Genomic DNA, 16,395 nt, shown 5'->3' on the forward strand with positions numbered 1-16,395 from the left:
GGCGCCAGGTGCTTACGTACAGAGCCGCATCCACCTTGCCCTCCCGGGCAAGCACGCGCGATCCGCTGTCGGGATGGCGGACTTCCGTTCAATAATGCCGTGGAGGTCGAGATGATCGTTGAAGCGGCCGAGTGATCACCATTACTCCGACAATTGCGTCTCGATGAACGCGGTGACGAAGCGCGGCATTGCCGCGGTGAGATCGGCGCGGCTGCGCACCAGATGGATGCCGACAAGCTCGGGATTTTCCTGGCGTGCGAGGTTGGACTCGATCTTTGTCCGCAGCGCGTCAGCAGGCATGTCGACGCGCAGAATCCGCATCATCGCGAGCGCAACCCCGGTGTAGATGCAGTGCCAGTCGGCGTCGCCGCGGCAATCCGACGGCTTGAGCCCGGTCTCCTCCTCGAGCTCGCGCATCACGCTGCCGGCGATATCCACCGTCTCGCCCCTGATGTCGTCGAGATCGGGCGTACCGGAGGGAAAATAGATCCGTCCGGCATTCGCAGTCCGCTCGCCCATCACCCCGCACACGAAGGCGCCGTCGCTCGAGAGCAGCGCGCCCATGCCGAAGCCGTTGAAGACCTCCTTGTCCGGAAAGCCCCAATCACGCCAGGCGAGGAAGCTTGCGAAGTCGGTCTCGAAATAGCTCGCGCTGAGCCGCTCACCGGCAAACACCGGATCGCGCCCGAGCAGGACGCGGCCGTTCCACAGGTTCGGGTTCAGCCGCTGCTGCTCGGCGAAATGCGTGTCGATCTCGGCGCGCCGCTGGTCCGCGAACGGCCAGGGACGCCGCTGCAGCGCGAGGTCCAGCGCGGTGACGCGGCAAATCAGCGGAGACTGCATGTCGCTCACCACGCACTCATTCCGGCATGATCTTCGTGCAAATTACTTCGCGCTTCCGGTCGTCTTCTTCACCTGATCGACGAACCTGTTGGTGTAGGTCTTGGTGACGTCGATGCCGGCCTTCGCGACCTCGGGCGAGCCCTCGCTGAACACCGCGAGAACGGCTTCGGCGCCCTTCGGGTCCATCTTGCCGGTTTCCGAGTACATCGGGATCGTGTTCTTCAGCGCGGCCAGATATTGCTCCTTGTTCTTGCCGACGAGGTCTTCCGGCATCTTGGCCATGATGTCTTCGGCGGAATGCGAGTGGATCCAGCCGAGCGTCGCCATGATCGCATTGGTCAACGCCTGCACTTCCTTCTCATGGCCGTTGACCCAGGCGGTGGTCGAATAGAGCGCGCCGCCCGGATACTCGCCGCCGAACACCGCAAGCGTGTCGTGCTGGGTGCGGGTGTCGCTGAGGATCTTGAGGTCCTTGTAGCTGCCTTGCAGCACCGTGACGGAGGGATCGAGCATCACGGCGGCGTCGATCTGGCCCTGCTCCATCGCGGCCACCGCGGTGGCGCCGAGGCCGACGCCGATCACGGCGGTGCCGGCCGGATCGAGGCCGTTCTTCTTCAACAGATATTTCAGGAAGAAGTCGGTCGAGGAGCCCGGCGCGCTGACGCCGACCTTCTTGCCGACGAGATCCTTAACCGAGCTGATCTCGCCGGTGTGCTTCGGTGACACGACCAGCACGAGGCCGGGATAGCGGTCATAGACCACGAAGGCCTGCATCTCCTGCTTCTTGGCGGCAATATTGACGCAATGGTCGAAATAGCCGGAGACGACGTCGGCGCTGCCGCCGAGCACGGCCTTCAGCGCGTCCGAGCCACCCTTGAGGTCGACCAGTTCGACCGCAAGCCCGGCCTTGTCATATTCGCCAAGCTGCTTGGCCAGCACGGTGGGCAGGTAGCACAGGCAGGCGCCGCCCCCGACCGCGATGGTGATCTTGCTTTGCGCCGCGGCAAGGCCCGTGGACAGGGTCAGCGCCAGCAGCGTTCCGGCAAGTGTGCCAAGCAGTTTCTTCATGACGTCCTCCGTTCGATTGGCCGGCAAGATAGAGGAGCAGGCGCGCCTTGAGAAGGCGACTTTCCAGGTGCTGGCCAAGCCTGTGGCCACGGCATAGCATCGCGAAATACAGGAGAACACCAAGAATACTTCAAGGAAACACCAAGGGAGGCCTTCATGAATCGCATTGCAACCGCGCTGTCGCTCGCCACCGCCTTCGCCGCCGGCTGTGGCGTCATCCATCTGCTGCGGCCGGCGCTCGCGGCCGAGAGCATCACCGCGCAAATCATCCACACCGGCGAGATGGAGGGCGACAAGCTCGGCGACGCCAACAAGACGGGCTTCCGCTCCAGGACGTTCGTTTCCGCCGACGGCGCCACCGTCTCGATCCAGGACGGCAATGTGCCGAAGCACATGCATCCCAACACCAACGAGATGCAGTTCATCCTCGAGGGCACCGGCACGGTCTGGCTCGGCGACAAGGAAGTGCCGGTGAAGCCGGGCGACCTGATCGTGATCCCGAAAGGCACCCCGCATGGCGGCACCAAGCCGAACGGCCGCCCGTTCAAGGCGATCGCGATCAAGACGCCGCCGCAGGCGCCTGACGATACCAAGCTGCTGGATTGAGAACGGCGGTCTTTCTACCGTCATTGCGAGGAACGGATTTCCTGCCGAACTTGTGACCGTCACCCTGAGGAGACCGCGGAGCGGCCGTCTCGAAGGGTCGACGGCCCGACTGTGGGCCGTCCATCCTTCGAGACGCGCGTTCCGCGCTCCTCCAGCGACAAAGGCGAAGCCTTTGCGCGGGGATGACGTAGCTCACTTCGTTGGCGGTGCATGAGCGTCATCCGGGCTCTTGCAAATCTCGTCGCTTTCAGGATGCAGTTCCATTGCATGACGATCGACAGATAATTCACTTGCCTCGCCTCTCGCCACTCCATAATATGACGATTGTCATTTCATGGAGATCAGGACCATGAGCCTGGATGATCACCCCACGGTCAGGGCCGTGCGTGCGCGCAGCAGCCAACCGGTCTACGACGCCCCGGTGTCTTCGGACCTGCTCAAGCGGATCGCGCGGGAATGCGGCGCCGACGATGTCGGCATCATCGAGTTCGACCGCGCTGCGATCGCGCCGCAGCGCGACTTCATCCGCAAGGTCTATGGCCGGACGCGTTCCCTGCTCGCGATCGCCTGCCACATGAACCGCGAGCCGGTGCGCTCGCCGTCGCGTTCGGTCGCCAACGAGGAATTCCACTCGACCTACGATCACGTCAACGAGACCGCCCGCGCCATCGTTCGCGCGCTCGACGAGCACGGTATCCCGGCCTGCAATTCAGTCGCCGCTTTCCCGATGGAGATGGACCTGCCGAGGATCATGATGGTCCAGCACAAGCCGATCGCGGTCGAAGCCGGGCTCGGCCGGATGGGAATCCATCGCAGCGTGATTCACCCGAAATTCGGCAGCTTCGTGCTGCTCGGCACCGTGCTGCTCGGCTGCGAGGTCGACGCCTACGACCAGCAAATCGACTACAATCCGTGCCTGGAATGCAAACTGTGCGTCGCCGCCTGTCCGGTCGGCGCCATCAAGCCGGACGGCGGCTTCGATTTCCTGTCCTGCCACACCCACAATTATCACGACTTCCTCGGCAACTTCACGCAGTGGGTCGAGAAGGTCGCGGACGCAAAGGATGCCAGGGATTATCGCGCCCGCGTGCCGCGCACCGAGACGCTCAACATCTGGCAATCGCTGTCGTTCAAGCCGGGCTACAAGGCGGCCTATTGCATCTCGGCGTGCCCGGCCGGCGAAGACGTGATCGGCCCCTTCCTCAGCGATCGCGACGCGCATTTTTCCGACGTGGTGCAGCCGCTGATCGACAAGGACGAGTTCGTCTACGTGATCCCGGATACCGACGCCGAGGACACCGTGACGCGGCGCTTTCCGCACAAGAAGATGCAGCATGTCAGCTCCGGCCGCCATACCGGCAGCATCCAGGCCTACATCTTCTCGCTGTCGCTCGGATTCCAGCGCGGCCGGGCGCGGGGCCTCGATTTCGTGACGCATCTGCGCTTCACCGGGGCGAGCGCGCTCGACATGACGGTCGCGATCAAGGGCCGGGATCTGCAGGTGGTGCCGGGACGTCACGTCGGAGAGGCGGCCTTGAGCATCACCGCCGACACCCAGGCATGGCTGCGCGTGCAGAACCGCGACCTCGATCTTGCAGAGGCGATCGACGCAGGCCTGGTGAGCCACAGCGATGAAAAGCTGTTCGCGGCCTATATGCGGTGCTTCCCGCTCTGAGCCTGCTCACACCAGCAGGCCACCGCCATCCACTGCAAGAACCTGCCCGGTCACGTAGCTGTTCAGCATCACATAGACATAGGTGGTAGCCGCCTCGTCCGGCGATGCGGCGCGCGGCAGCGGCAGGCCTGCCACATAACCGCGCACCCGCTCCTCCGGCATCTGCCTGACGCGCTCGGTGAGGATGAGCCCGGGGCACACCGCATTGACGCGGACCGGCGCGAGATCGACGGCAAGGCCGCGGGCCAGGCTCTCCATCGCGCCCGCAGCCGCGGTCACGAACGGCATGCCCTTCTGCGGGCGATGGGCCAGCAGGCCGCCGGTCAGCGTGATCGATCCGTTCGCGGCGATCGCACGGCTGGCGTGCTTGACCGCCGCAAGCGAGCCCCAGAAGCGGAGGGCGAGAGCTTCCCGCGCAACCGCGAGATCGAGATCGCGCACTGTGCCGAACGCAGGCAGGCCCTGATCGCCCGCCGTGATCGCGAGGTGATCGAAGCCGCCGACCTGATCGAAGAAGCGCGACACGCCGGCTTCGTCGCGCAGATCGACGGCGCTGCCCGATGTTCCCGGCAGCCGCGCGACCGCCGCATCGACGTTGGCCTGATTGCTGGAGGCGATCACCACGTCCGCCCCCTGCTGCTGCGCGAGCGCGGCGACGGCAAAGCCGATCCCGGACGATCCCCCGATCGCGATCACGCGCTTGCCGGCAAGCGACATTGCGTTGGTCATGGTCTCGTCTCCGGCGCTACAGCGCAAAATAGGCGGGATGATCCATGTCGGCGAGCAGCCCGGGCTGCTGCGGCTGCCAGTCGAGCCGCGCACGCGTCCGCGCACTGGAGGCCGGCATGTCGGCGCCGGTAAACCGGCCGAGGAAACCGAAATGCTCCAGTGCCTCCTCCGGCGACTTCGACACCAGCGGAATGTCCAGGCGCCGCGCGATCACCTCGGCGATCGCCTTGAACGGCACGCCCTCGTCGGCGATGGCATGGAAGGGACCGCCTTCGACGCCGCGCTCGAGCGCGAGACGATAGAGCCGGGCCGCATCGAGGCGATGCACGCCCGGCCAGCGATTGAGCCCTTCGCCGACATAGGCCGAGACGCCCTTGTCGCGCGCAATCGCGATGAGGCGCGGCACGAAGCCGTGATCGCCATGGCCATGCACCGACGGCGCCAGCCGGACCACGCCGGCGCGCACGCCGCGCGCCGCAACCGCGGTCGTGGCCGCTTCGGTCATGCGCGGCAAAGCGGGCGACGGCGGATGCGGCGCGTCCGCCTCGGTGGCGACGCGGCCCTGCGCCACGGTCGCGACACCAGACGTCGTGATCAGCTGCCGGTTTGATCCCTCAAGCACGGCGCCGAACGTCTCGATCGCACGCCGGTCATCCTCGGAGTTCTGCGCGAATTTCGAAAAGTCGTGGTTGAAGGCGCAGTGGATCACGGCGTCCGCCTGCGCCGCGCCGCGTTTCAAGCTATCGAGATCTTCCAACGTTCCGTAGTGAACCTCGGCACCGGCGGCGGCGAGCGCTTCCGCGCCCTTGTCCGAACGGGTCATGCCGAGCACCTTGTGGCCGGCGGCGATCAGATCATTGGTGACGGCCGAGCCGACCCAACCGGTGGCTCCAGTAACGAACACACGCATAAGCAATCTCCAGGTTTTGCTGGAGACAGAATTGGGACGCCGCGCTATCGTGGTAAAGTAGTGACCTTATCATGGTATAATGGCTAACAGGATGAGCGAACCGCTCGCACACGAGAACCTTCTCGGTGCCTACCTGAAGGACCGTCGCAGCAAGCTCGATCCTGCGACGTTCGGCTTTCCGCCGGAGCGGCGGCGGACGCCGGGCCTGCGCCGCGAGGAAGTGGCGCAGCGCGCCAACATCAGCGCGACCTGGTACACGTGGCTCGAACAGGGCCGCGGCGGCGCGCCGTCGGCCGACGTGCTCGACCGCATCGCGCGTGCGCTGATGCTGACCGATGTCGAGCGCGAGCATCTGTTCCTGCTCGGCCTCGGCCGGGCCCCCGAGGTGCGCTATCACCGAAGCGAAGGCGTCACGCCGCGGCTGCAACGCGTGCTCGACCTGCTGGAGCCGCATCCCGCCATCATCAGGACCGCGACATGGGACGTCGTCGCCTGGAACCGGGCGGCGACCGTGATGCTGACCGACTACGGGGCGCTGCCGCCACGCGAACGCAACGTGCTGCGCTTCATGTTCCTCGATCCGCGCGTCCGCGCCGCGCAACACGATTGGGCCAGCGTGGCGCGCTTCGTCGTCGGTGCGTTCAGGGTGGACGCGGCACGCGCAGGGGCTGCCGCCGAGGTGCAGCCGTTCGTCGACGAGCTCTGCCGGCTCAGTCCGGAATTCGCGGCGCTGTGGCGCGACAACGACGTGCGCGCCCATGGCGAGGCTATCAAGCAGCTCCGGCACCCGATCCTCGGCCCGGTCAGGTTCGAGTATTCGGCATTCGCGGTCGATGGCCGCTCCGACCTCAGCATGATCGTCTACAATCCTGTCGACCCCGAGGTGAAAGAGAAGATCCGCGGGCTGATGGAGGCGTCGCCGGCGCACGAACACGCGTGATCGCCAGCGCAAGGGACAGGCCCGAACTGGAATACGACTGTCGTTTGAGTCGAACGAATCAGACTGCACGCGCACCGACTGACGCTGCGGACATGGCAAGAGGCCGACAAGGCCCCATTTGCCGGAATGTCCGCGGACCCTGCCGTGATGCAGCATCTGCGTCCTCTTCCGACACGAGAGGCAAGCGATGCCTGGGTCGATTTCCAGATCGAGCATCAATCGACCCACGGATTCTGCATGTGGGCCACGGAATTGAGCTCCTCCGGAGTGTTCGTCGGCGCAGTCGGGTTGCTGGTCGTCAACTTCCGGGCTCACTTCACGCCTGCCGTGGAGATTGGCTGGCGCCTGGCTCGTGAATTCTGGGAACAGGGACTCGCCACGGAAGCCGGTCGCAAGGCGCTCGAATTTGGTTTCCGAGAACTGGCTTTGCCCGAGATTGTCGCGCATGCGAGCGTTCACAACACGCGCTCTCTTCGCGTCATGTCGAAATTGGGGATGTCCCACGACGAGGCTGACGATTTCAATCATCCGCGTGTCAGCGAATCCGATCCGCTCCGACGACAGGCGCTCTATCGCCTGGCACGAAACGATTGGCTTATCTCGACAGGGCCGACGCAGCGGCCCGGCGCGACAAGCTGAAATATCTAGTCCCGCGCCGCCGCCGTCGGGCGCCACACCAAGAGCCGCTTCTCGACCGCGGTCACCGCCATGTCGATCAGGATCACGAAAGCCGACAGCACGAACATGCCGGCGAACACGCCGGCGACGTCGAACACGCCTTCGGCCTGCTGGATCAGATAGCCGAGGCCGGCGGCGGAGCCGAGATATTCGCCGACCACCGCGCCGACCACGGCAAAGCCGACCGAGGTGTGCAGCGAGGAGAACATCCATGACAATGCCGACGGCCAATAGACGTGGCGCATCAGCTGCCGCTCGTTCATGCCGAGCATGCGGCCATTGTCGAGCACCGTGGCCGGCACTTCCTTGACGCCTTGATAGACGTTGAAGAACACGATGAAGAACACCAGGGTCACGCCGAGCGCGACCTTGGACCAGACGCCGAGCCCGAACCACAGCGCGAAGATCGGCGCCAGCACCACGCGCGGCAGTGCGTTGACCATCTTCACATAGGGATCGAACACGGCGGCGACGCGCGGCTGCCGCGCGAACCAGAAGCCGACCAGGATGCCGCCGGCCGAGCCGATCACGAAGGCAAGGATGGATTCCCACAGCGTGATCGCAAGGTGCTTCCAGATCACTCCGGTCGAGAACCACTTCACAATCTGGCTGAAGACGTCGACCGGGTTGGAGAAGAAGAACGACGGCAGCAGCACCTTGCCGAACACCGGCACGGTGGCGAAGACCTGCCACAGCGCCAGCGTGACGACCGCAACCAGGACCTGCAGCGCCAGCAACGTGATGCGCGACATCAGGCGGCTCCCGCCTGCGTCGACTGGGCATAGCCCTTCATCACCTCGTCCTTCAGCACGCCCCAGATCTCGCGGTGCAGGGCATGGAAATCCTTCTCCATCCTGATCTCGGCAATGTCGCGCGGCCGCGGCAGCGTGATGCGCCAGTCGCCGATGATGCGCGCCGACGGGCCGGCCGACATGATCACGACGCGGTCGGCGAGCGCGATCGCCTCCTCGAGGTCGTGGGTGACGAACAGCACCGCCTTGCGGTCGGCGGTCCACAATTCGAGCAGTAGATTGCCCATGATCTGCCGCGTCTGGGCGTCAAGCGGACCGAACGGCTCGTCCATCAAGAGGATCTTCGGATCGCGGATCAGCACCTGCGCCAGCGCGACGCGCTTGCGCTGGCCGCCCGACAGCATATGCGGATAGCGGCTAGCGAAGGCGCCGAGCCCGACCGAGGCCAGCCATTGCTGCGCGCGCGCCAGCGCATCAGCGCGCGGCGTACCGCGGATCTCGAGCCCGATCGCGACATTGTCGATCGCGGTCTTCCACGGAAACAGCGCGTCGGCCTGGAACAGGTAGCCGGCGTCACGGTTCAGGCCGTTCAGCGGCTTGTCGAAGATCCGCGCCGTTCCTGCGGCCGGTTTCAGCAGCCCCGCAGTGACGTTGAGCAGCGTCGACTTCCCGCATCCGGTCGGGCCGACAATGGCGACGAACTCGCCATGATCAACCGAAAGATCGGCCTGCTCGACCGCGGTATAAACCCGCCCATCCGCCAACCGAAACGCCACCGTCGCACCGTCAAGTGCGACCGCCGTCGGCTCCGCCATTGCCACGATTCCTCCCCGAACTTTCCGAAATGGCTTAGCGGTTCGGGCAGCCAAGTTCAACGCAGGAAGATGGCGCAGGAGGCGCTGAGAGGACCGCGGTCACGCGGTTTTCAGGCCGACGAGGTTGCGCACTGCGCAACCGGGTTGCCTGTCGCGCCGACTTCGTCGAGGCTGCGGTCCAAAGCGACGGACAGGGAGATGATAGATGCGGATCGCAGTGGTAGGCGCCGGAGGCGTCGGGGGCGGCTTTGGCGCGGCGCTGGCGCATGCTGGAGCCGACGTTACCTTTATCGCGCGCGGCACCCACCTCGCCGCCATGCGCAGCGAAGGCCTGAAGGTCCAGGGCGGCCGCGGCGAGACCCATCTGGTCCCGACCCAGGCGACCGACGACCCCGCAAGCGTCGGCCCGGTCGATATCGTGCTGTTCTGCGTCAAGCTGTGGGACGTCGAGAGCGCCGGGGCGCACATCAGGCCGATGGTCGGCCCCGACACCGCGGTGATCCCGCTGCAGAACGGCATCGACGCGCCCGACCGGCTGATCCCGATCCTGGGCCGCGACGCCGTGATGGGCGGCGTGGCGCAGATTTCGGCCTCGATCATCAAGCCCGGCGTGATCAACCAGGTCGGCACCTTCATGCGCATGATCTTCGGCGAACTCGACGGCCGCATCACGCCGCGCGGCAAGGCACTGCTCGAGCTCTGCCTGAAAGCCGGCTTCGATGCGACGCTCAGCGAGGCAATCAACACCGAGCTGTGGATGAAGTTCATCGGCCTCGCCACCAATGCCGGCATGACCGCGGTCACCCGGCTGCCGATCGGCAGGCTGCGCGACGATCCCGACCTGCGTCCGTTGTTCGTCTCCGCCTGCGAGGAGACCATCGCAGTTGCCCACGCCAGCGGCATCGAGCTGCCAAAAGATGCGCTGGCGAAGGTGCTCGACTTCATCGGACACGCGCCGCCGGCGATGAAGGCGTCGATGGCGCTTGATCTGGAACGCGGCAACCGGCTCGAGCTGCCCTGGCTGAACGGCAAGGTGGTCGAACTCGGCCGCAAGCTCGGCGTGCCGACGCCGACCCACGCCATGCTGTATGCCGTGCTGAAGCCCTATGCGATGGGCGCGCCGTCGTAAGCAGGCCGCCGCGCGAACGCGCGATGCTGCGTTGGGCGCGACGCAGGGTCAGCCGGAATGTGACCTGCCGGCCCGAAACAGCCATAGGTGTTGATCGGATAACCGTGTAGGCTGCCCTTGCGGTCAGCGTTTGGCTGACCGAGAGCTGCAATAAGGCGGAGACATGCCGAACTCTCCGCTTGCGACGGTTGGCAGCCTATTCCATCGGCAACCATTGTTTTCGACTCCCGTATTCACGCGGCAGCGAATGTGGGCATCCACATGCGACACGCATGACCTAAACATTGATCACAGGGAGAATGACAGTGAGAGCAGAAACCACCGTTGCCTTGTCCATGCTGGCCGGCGTTGCGATCGGCGCCGTCGCAATCGAAGGACTTCACGCACAATCCACCCCGAAGGCCTATGTCGTCACCGAGGTGGAGGTCCTCGATCAGGACGCGCAGAATGCCTATATCCCCAAAGTCACGGAGGTGATCAAGTCGACCGGCGGAACATACCTCGCTCGCGGCGGAACCACCGTCGCGTTCGAGGGAGAGGCGCCCAAGCGCGTGACCATCACCGTCTATGACAGCCTTGCAAAGGCTCAGGCTTCGCGCAGTTCGGCCGAGTGGAAGGCACTGAGCGCAGAGCGGAGCAAGGCGATCAAGGCCAGATCTTACGCCACCGAAGGTTTGGCCAACTAAAGCGCGATAAAGTTAGGTTGAATCAGTTGGGCCACGAACCTCTCCCTTTGGAGAGATCGATTTGCGCAGCAAATCGGGTGAGGGATTACGGTCTATCGAGGGAGCAAGAAGCCCTCACCTGGATTGCTCTGGACGATGCTTCGCATCGCCGGGCGCAATCCGACCTCGCCCCGGCGGGGAGACGTGAACCGAGGGCGCGCCAGGCCGAGTTAATCAAAACTCATCCCGCTGTAGCCCGCGATGAGATTGGGTTGAATCGTCATCTCGCTTTGGCTGCTTGTTCGAGCATGAACTTTTAGGAAAACCGCCTCGCACTTTTCCGGATCACGCTCTAATCCCGGAAGCAAGGCGCCTGTCGACGCTGGACGATGGCGCAGGCAGGCGCCTCTCCGTGTCACGGCCGCGCGAATGGAGCCGCAGCTCCGCTCACGCATGCTGGGGCGGGGCAAGCGTGGCGACCTGGTCGGAATGCACCGTGATTGCCGTGCCGCCATGTCCATCGCTCGCGGCGACGAAGGTGGATGCCATGTAGTTTCCGAGCAGGGCGATGCTGGCGGTGTGGATGCCGTCCGAGACCGTGACCGATCCGCCGGCGCTGTTGCCGGCAAAGCCCACGGTTTGCCCGGCCGCAAAATTGATGTTGGCGAGATCGATCGCGTCGGCGCCCGACATGCCGGCGACGGTGCCGGAGAAGCCGGCGGGGTCGTCGAGCCTCAGCGTCCCGGTGTCCGATGCAAAGGAGATCTGAGCCGCGCTCGCGGACGCAAGCTCGAGGGTCTGTCCGGCCGGAATGATCGAGGGATCGCTGATCGTGAAGGCGCTGGACCAGGCGCCCCAGACGGTCCCGTCATTGGCCTTGATCCACAGCGTGTCGGTGCCCGATCCGACGTGATACGCAAGTTGCGAGAGCTGCGAGGCCGAGACGATGTCGTCCTGATTTGCTCCGAGCGTGACACCGTTCAGCGTGAAGTAGCCGCTCCCGCCGCCGCTATTCCAGACATCATACGATGTCGCGGAACTGCCGAACGGATCCGAATAGCTGAACAGCGAGGACACAGCGAAGGTCTGGCCTTGAACGGACAGCGTGCTTGAATTGGTCGGGGTGACGACCGGACCGCTATCGACCGGCGCGGTCACGGTGAAGGCACTCGACCATGCTCCCCAGACGGTGCCGTCATTCGCGCGGACCCACAGCGTGTCCGCTCCCGAACCGGATTGATAGCTCAGCGACGCCAACTGGGCAGCCGTGACGTAATTGTCCTGGTTGGTCGACAGCACCGCCCCGTTCAGAACGAAGTGCCCGCCTCCCGTACCCGTGTTCCAGACGTCATATTGGCTCGCAGCGCTGCTGAACGGATCGCTGTAGGTGAACAGCGACGAGGCCGCATAGCTCTGGCCGTGGGGCGCGATGATGTTCGACACCGCCTCGACGGGCCCGCTGTCGATCGGAGCATTGACGGTGAAGGCGCTCGACCACGCCCCCCACACCGTGCCGTCATTGGCGCGGATCCAGAGCGTGTCGACGCCGGAGCCGGATTGATAGCTGAGCGAGGCCAGCTGGGCGGCCGTGATGTAATTGTCCTGCGTGGCCGAAAGTGCCGCTCCGTTCAGAACGAAGTGCCCACCGACGGTGCCGGTATCCCAGACATCATATTCGACGGCCAGGCTGTTGAACGGATCGCTGTAAGTGAACAGCGACGAGGCCGCATAACTCTGACCGTGGGGCGCGGTAATGTTCGACACCGCCTCGACGGGTCCGCTATCGACCGGGGCTTGAACGGTGAAGGGGTTGGACCAGGCCCCCCAAACCGTGCCGTCATTGGCGCGGATCCAAAGTGTGTCGGTCCCCGAGCCGGACTGGTAGTTGAGCGAGGCCAGCTGGGCGGCAGTGATGTAATTGTCCTGGTTGGCCGGCAGCGCCACGCCGTTCAGGACGAAGTGCCCACCGACGGTGCCGGTATCCCAGACATCGTACTCGACGGCGGGGCTGCTGAACGGATCACTGTAGGTAAACAGCGACGAGGCCGCATAGCTCTGGCCGTGGGGCGCGACGATGTTCGACACCGTCTCGACGGGCCCGTTGTCGACCGGAGCTGCGACGGTGAAGGCGCTCGACCACGCTCCCCACACGGTGCCGTCATTGGCGCGGATCCAGAGCGTGTCGATCCCGGAGCCGGATTGGTAGCTGAGCGAGGCGAGCTGGGCGGCCGTGATGTAATTGTCCTGTTTGGCCGACAGCGCCACGCCGTTCAGGACGAAGTGCCCGCCTCCTGTACCCGTGTTCCAGACGTCGTATTGTGTTGCAGGACTGCTGAACGGATCGCTGTAGGTGAACAGCGACGAGGCTGCATAGCTCTGGCCATGGAACGCGGCGACGTCCGACACCGTCTCAACGGGGCCGTTGTCGACCGGAGCCGTGACTGTGAAAGCGTTCGACCACTGTCCCCACACCGTCGAGTCGTTGGCCCGGATCCAGAGCGTGTCCGAGCCCGAGCCCGATTGATAGGTCAATGACGACAGCTGCGCGGCCGTGACGTAATTGTGCTGGTTGGCGGCAAGCGCCACTCCGTTCAAAACGAAGTGGCCGCCACCGGTGCCGGCGTCCCAGACGTCGTATTGGGCGGCCGCGAAGCCGAACGGGTCGTAATAGGTGAACAGCGACGACACGGCAAAGCTCTGGCCGTGCCATGCCGTCACGTCTGCGACCGTCACCACGGGCCCTTCCGGGATTGCCGCAAATTGGGCCCATGTGCTCCAGGACACGCCGTTGAACGCCCGCACCCACAGCTGGTCGCTCGCGGGACCGAACTGGTAGGCAATGTTGGACCATTGTGAAGCAGCGACGTCGACCTCAACCCCGTTCGCCTGCGCCACCCCGCCTACAGTGAAGTGGCCGTTACCGGTGGAGTCCCAAAGCGCATACTCGATCACCGGCAAAGTACCGCTCGTCACATAGAACATGGACGATGCCGGAAGCGAGGTTTGCACCCGGCCGGTTATGTTGGAGGCGACCACCGTTGGCGCGACGTCGACGGCGCCGGAATTATCGATGACGAAGTCGCCGCCCTCACTGGCGATCTGGGTGAGCGATACTTCGAATTGCACATCCCAGTTTTGACCGGGATAGCTGTTTCCCCACGGATTGCGAACGATGAAATTGCCGGTCGCACTGTCATAGCCGACGACTCCGAAAGCGTGATCCGGGACCAGCTGGATATTTCCGGCGCTGTCATAGGTGTACGGCGATGTCGAAGGAATCTCGAGGATGACGTCGTCGTAGCTGGCGAGCGCAGCGATATAGACGGACTTGTTGCTATACCAATTGGACGCGCTGCTCATGTAATAGCTGACGCTGGTTGCGTCAGTCAGATTCTCCAGGACATCGGTCGGAGGATCCGCAGAGATGTTGTTGTAGCTGTTGACCGCCGGGTGCCCGATCTGTCCCGTTGCGCTGAGTTGCGCATACGCCTTCTCCACCAGGGCAACCCACATCGCGGTGGGTTGCTCATTGTAGTTGTGACCGTAGTCGAGTTCGGTCCCATTGACCGTTGGAAACATGTCGTTGACGGTTTCCCACGTCTCCTGCCCCCCGACATAGAAGCGCACGCCATAGGTGCCGTTTCCATTGTCGACGAACATGGAACTCAGGACCTGCGGATGAAAGACGACGACGTCGATCAATCCTGACATCAGTTCGCAATCGCCGTCGGCTCCCTGACAGATGTCGTTGACGGTGGCTGCGCCCGCCGAGGAATACAACGGTCCGACAACCGCGCTGTAGCCCTGCAATGTCCAGCCGTTCGCATCCGGCGGCAAAGTCGGATCCGGGAGATCGGTTCCCAGGAACCACTTCCCGAGCAGCTCGGACATCTGCGTCGACGTCGTGCCGACCTGCAGATTGCCGAGCGTGACATGGACCGTACTGCCCCCCGTCAAGGTGGCGTTCGCCGGATTACCGTCAACGAGCTGGCCGAAAAGATGGGAGACATAGTCCGATGTGGACAGCCCGCTGTTCAGATTGGCCGCAATCACCTGCAGCGAGTTCAGCTCATTCGCGGTCACGCTGCCGCGATTAGCGACGTTGGCCAGCAAGTCATAGGCTTCGGCGTAAGTGAAAACCCCGTCCGCAGCAAAGTTGAGCATGTCGGACTTGACGCCGCTGTCGACCAGGGAATTGATCCAGCTTGCAGTCATGGAATTCCTTCGCAGGTCTTGACGGGCTAAGATTGCTGTCGACCAGGCCGGTCCTGGCAAGGTCGCATGCGTCCCATCGAGACGAATCCAGCAATGGACTACGTAACTATCGCGTTAGTTGTGGCCGAATTCGAGGCACCTGTCGATCTCGCCGGATGCAGCCGTCAACGAAGGGAACCCGTATTCTCGTGAAGATTCGTTAACGTCTGCCTGCTACCGCGCCCGCCGCCCAGCATAGCGGTAGGGGCGACACCCGATGTCAGGTTCCTGGTTACCGCCTTGGCCCGCGCGCACGCGTTCGGGGACGGCTGGCGCGATGCCCTGAAGGCTTCCTTCCGATGAAGCGCTGCAGCGCTATCAGGCCGCGCGGCTGACGCGGACCAATGCGACCATGGCGAAGTCGGCCGGGAGCGCCAGGCGCTTCCATAATCCGGCGCCGGCCGACGCCGAAGGCGCCGAGGCCTATGTCTCGCACGAATGGCGGCCGGACCGCGTGCGCGAACGCTACGGCTGGCTGTTCACCTACGACGCGATGAAGGTACCGGTCTGGCGGCAGGCGTTCGACCTGCCCGGTGCTCCCGCGTCAGCGCGTGTGATGCCGTCCGCGGTGAGCCGAGCGCTTCGGTGGCGGCGGCGGCGCGAAGAAGGGATTCTCCGAGCACATCGCACCCCGGCCCGACGCTGACGCCTGGCACTGCGGGATCGAAGTGAAGCTGCAATCGATGTAGCTCCCGCCGAACTTGCCCTGAAAGACGTGCATGCATACCGGATAGTTCGGATCGTAGGCCTGACCGGCGGCAGGTCCGGCCAGGGCGACCGCAAATCCGGCGATCGCGAACAGTTTCAGGCGCATCGGTCTGTCCTTGTCGTGGCGGGAGGTTCCTCACAACTGCCGGAGTTAGTCAACATCACTGCCGGCGCGACGGCCATGCAGATCATCACGGGCAAACGACGTGCCGATGCGCAAGCGCTACAGCGCGATGAGATCAGGTTGAATCGTCATGGCGCTTGAGCTCGCTGTTTGAGCATGATCTTTTCGGAAAACCGCTTCGCACTTTTCCGGATCATGCTCTAGGTGGCAGGTTGGCGGTGTCGCTTGCTCCGCTCTCTGGGCTGCGTTTTCGGGCCCTTGTAGAAGGGATTGACCGAACACGTCGCCGATCGTCCCGAGGCTGTTGCCTGACACTGCGGAAGCGACGTGAAGCTGCAATCGATGTACTCGGGCGTCAGCCGGCCGCCATAGACCTCCATGCAAACCGGATAGTTCGGATCGTACATTTGCGCGGCGGCGGGCCCGGCGAGGCAGACGCCGACGGCGGCGATGATGGTGAATTTCAAGCGCATCGAATGCTCCTCAAGCTTGGGTCTCG

Annotated in this window: 14 protein-coding genes and 1 pseudogene; 6 read left to right on the plus strand and 9 right to left on the minus strand. The window is 64.2% G+C overall.

What is annotated here, in order from left to right; translation table 11 throughout:
* Positions 1–141 precede the first annotated feature (141 nt).
* Both JQ507_24045 and JQ507_24050 read right to left on the minus strand, forming a co-directional pair.
* On the minus strand, positions 142–843 hold the full coding sequence (locus JQ507_24045) for an NUDIX hydrolase (GenBank protein ID QRI68005.1): 702 nt from the start codon (positions 841–843) through the stop codon (positions 142–144).
* 42 nt (positions 844–885) lie between these two features.
* Entirely contained in the window at positions 886–1,911 is a 1,026-nt protein-coding gene (locus JQ507_24050; protein ID QRI68006.1) for an ABC transporter substrate-binding protein, read from the minus strand.
* Between the two features lie 156 nt (positions 1,912–2,067).
* Between JQ507_24050 and JQ507_24055 the strand changes: the two genes are divergently transcribed.
* Positions 2,068–2,517 (plus strand): cupin domain-containing protein, encoded by a 450-nt coding sequence (locus tag JQ507_24055; protein ID QRI68007.1) that lies wholly within the window; start codon positions 2,068–2,070, stop codon positions 2,515–2,517.
* A gap of 349 nt (positions 2,518–2,866) precedes the next feature.
* A complete protein-coding gene (locus JQ507_24060; protein ID QRI68008.1) occupies positions 2,867–4,192 on the plus strand; it encodes a 4Fe-4S binding protein in 1,326 nt (441 codons plus the stop codon).
* Between the two features lie 6 nt (positions 4,193–4,198).
* Here the strand turns inward: JQ507_24060 and JQ507_24065 are convergent, their stop codons facing one another.
* Both JQ507_24065 and JQ507_24070 read right to left on the minus strand, forming a co-directional pair.
* A complete protein-coding gene (locus JQ507_24065) occupies positions 4,199–4,921 on the minus strand; it encodes an SDR family oxidoreductase (GenBank protein ID QRI68009.1) in 723 nt (240 codons plus the stop codon).
* 16 nt (positions 4,922–4,937) lie between these two features.
* Positions 4,938–5,831 (minus strand): SDR family oxidoreductase, encoded by an 894-nt coding sequence (locus JQ507_24070; GenBank protein QRI68010.1) that lies wholly within the window; start codon positions 5,829–5,831, stop codon positions 4,938–4,940.
* Positions 5,832–5,922: 91 nt separating this feature from the next.
* On the opposite strand from JQ507_24070, the gene JQ507_24075 reads away from it, so the two are divergent.
* Together JQ507_24075 and JQ507_24080 are read left to right on the plus strand one after the other, a co-directional pair.
* Positions 5,923–6,771, plus strand: coding sequence for a helix-turn-helix domain-containing protein (locus JQ507_24075; protein QRI68011.1), 849 nt, complete (start codon positions 5,923–5,925; stop codon positions 6,769–6,771).
* 57 nt (positions 6,772–6,828) lie between these two features.
* Positions 6,829–7,410 carry a GNAT family N-acetyltransferase gene (locus JQ507_24080; protein ID QRI73487.1) on the plus strand — a complete coding sequence of 194 codons (582 nt, stop codon included), beginning with the start codon at positions 6,829–6,831 and terminating at the stop codon, positions 7,408–7,410.
* A 5-nt stretch (positions 7,411–7,415) separates the two neighbouring features.
* On the opposite strand, the gene JQ507_24085 is transcribed toward JQ507_24080, so the two are convergent.
* Both JQ507_24085 and JQ507_24090 read right to left on the minus strand, forming a co-directional pair.
* Positions 7,416–8,201, minus strand: coding sequence for an ABC transporter permease (locus JQ507_24085; GenBank protein ID QRI68012.1), 786 nt, complete (start codon positions 8,199–8,201; stop codon positions 7,416–7,418).
* Positions 8,201–9,016, minus strand: coding sequence for an ABC transporter ATP-binding protein (locus tag JQ507_24090; protein ID QRI68013.1), 816 nt, complete (start codon positions 9,014–9,016; stop codon positions 8,201–8,203). The genes JQ507_24085 and JQ507_24090 overlap by 1 nt, the downstream gene beginning before the upstream one ends.
* A 144-nt stretch (positions 9,017–9,160) precedes the next feature.
* On the opposite strand from JQ507_24090, the pseudogene JQ507_24095 reads away from it, so the two are divergent.
* Together JQ507_24095 and JQ507_24100 are read left to right on the plus strand one after the other, a co-directional pair.
* Positions 9,161–10,145 (plus strand): annotated as a pseudogene (locus tag JQ507_24095) (2-dehydropantoate 2-reductase).
* Between the two features lie 305 nt (positions 10,146–10,450).
* Positions 10,451–10,831, plus strand: coding sequence for a DUF1330 domain-containing protein (locus JQ507_24100; GenBank protein ID QRI68014.1), 381 nt, complete (start codon positions 10,451–10,453; stop codon positions 10,829–10,831).
* A gap of 426 nt (positions 10,832–11,257) precedes the next feature.
* Here the strand turns inward: JQ507_24100 and JQ507_24105 are convergent, their stop codons facing one another.
* The 3 genes from JQ507_24105 to JQ507_24115 form a co-directional block, all read right to left on the minus strand.
* The gene (locus tag JQ507_24105; GenBank protein QRI68015.1) at positions 11,258–15,025 is read right to left on the minus strand and encodes a hypothetical protein; all 3,768 of its coding nucleotides are present in this window, start codon (positions 15,023–15,025) and stop codon (positions 11,258–11,260) included.
* Positions 15,026–15,608: 583 nt separating this feature from the next.
* A complete protein-coding gene (locus JQ507_24110) occupies positions 15,609–15,878 on the minus strand; it encodes a DUF3551 domain-containing protein (protein QRI68016.1) in 270 nt (89 codons plus the stop codon).
* A 218-nt stretch (positions 15,879–16,096) separates the two neighbouring features.
* Complete coding sequence (locus JQ507_24115; GenBank protein QRI68017.1) at positions 16,097–16,369, minus strand: DUF3551 domain-containing protein; 273 nt, start codon at positions 16,367–16,369, stop codon at positions 16,097–16,099.
* Positions 16,370–16,395: the final 26 nt, after the last annotated feature.

This window comes from Bradyrhizobium sp. PSBB068, assembly GCA_016839165.1.
In the GTDB taxonomy this organism is placed as follows: domain Bacteria; phylum Pseudomonadota; class Alphaproteobacteria; order Rhizobiales; family Xanthobacteraceae; genus Bradyrhizobium.